2 protein-coding genes are annotated in these 1,027 nt (G+C 65.9%); one reads left to right on the top strand and one right to left on the bottom strand.

Annotated elements, in window-relative coordinates; translation table 11 throughout:
- Nucleotides 1-346: MipA/OmpV family protein (locus AC1DO7_RS41355; RefSeq protein WP_477117584.1), on the top strand; the 346-nt coding region annotated here is incomplete at its 5' end.
- 105 nt (nt 347-451) lie between these two features.
- Here AC1DO7_RS41355 and AC1DO7_RS41350 read toward each other — a convergent pair.
- Nucleotides 452-1,027 (bottom strand): SpoVR family protein (locus AC1DO7_RS41350; protein WP_477117583.1); only part of this gene is annotated, 576 nt, incomplete at its 5' end.

The following is a 1,027-nucleotide window of genomic DNA, read 5'->3' as shown; positions in this document are numbered from 1 at the left end:
CGGCTGGACCGGCGACGTCGGCGCCTATCTGCCGCTGCCGGGCAGCTCCGAGAAGTTCTATTGGTTCATCGGGCCTACCATGAGCTTCGCGGACTCGCGCTACATGAACACCTGGTTCGGCGTCAGCGCAGAGCAGTCGGCGCGCTCCGGCTATGCCCAGCATCAAGCCGGCGCGGGCATCAAGTCCTATGGCGCCGGCCTGAGCGCGATGTGGTTCTTCCACAAGCACTGGTTCATCACGAGCGACGTCAGCGTGTCGCAGCTGGTGGGCAGCGCCGCCAGCAGTCCGGTCGTGCAGCGCGCCACCAGCTTCTCGGGAGATATGTCGTTCAACTATCAGTTCTGAGCACTCCGGGGCGTTCCGGGCGCCCGCGCCGGCTTTCGCCGGCATTGCCACGCGGCGCAGGTCGCGCTGGCGGGGCCGGGCGGGCCCGGCCCGCCCGTGCGATGCTCAGGCCGCCTTGCGGTGCCTGCGTTCGGGCTTGCACTCGTACTTGGATTCGCGCCGGCCGTCTTCGTAGGCCACCTCCAGCCGCACCGTGAAGCCCCACAGCCGCGTCACGTGGCGGATCACCTCGTCGAAGTTCTGCGCCAGCGGACGGCGGTCGTTCTGCAGGTGCCGCAGCGTCAGCGAGCGGTCGCCGCCGACATCCACATTGGTAATCTGGATGTTCGGCTCCATGTTCGACAGGTCGTACTGGTTGGCCAGCAGCTGCCGGATATTGCGATAGCCCTCGTCGTTATGGATGGCGGTCACGCGCAGCTTGCCTTCGCGGTCGTCGTCGAGCACCGAGAACAGCTTGAGCTCGCGGATCACGCGTGGCGACAGGAACTGCAGCAGGAAGCTCTCGTCCTTGAAGTTGCGCATGGCGAAGTCGAGCGTCTTGCGCCAGTCGCTGCCGGCGAACTCCGGCGCCCAGCGGTAATCTTCCTCGGTCGGGTTCTCGCACATGCGGCGCAGGTCCTGGAATATCAGGAAACCGACCGTGTACGGATTCAGGCCGCTGTAGTACGGGCTGTTGTACGG

This window comes from Cupriavidus sp. 05N40 (assembly GCF_056397305.1).
The sequence above is the reverse complement of the archived record's forward strand: the minus strand, read 5'-3'. Positions and strand labels throughout refer to the sequence as shown.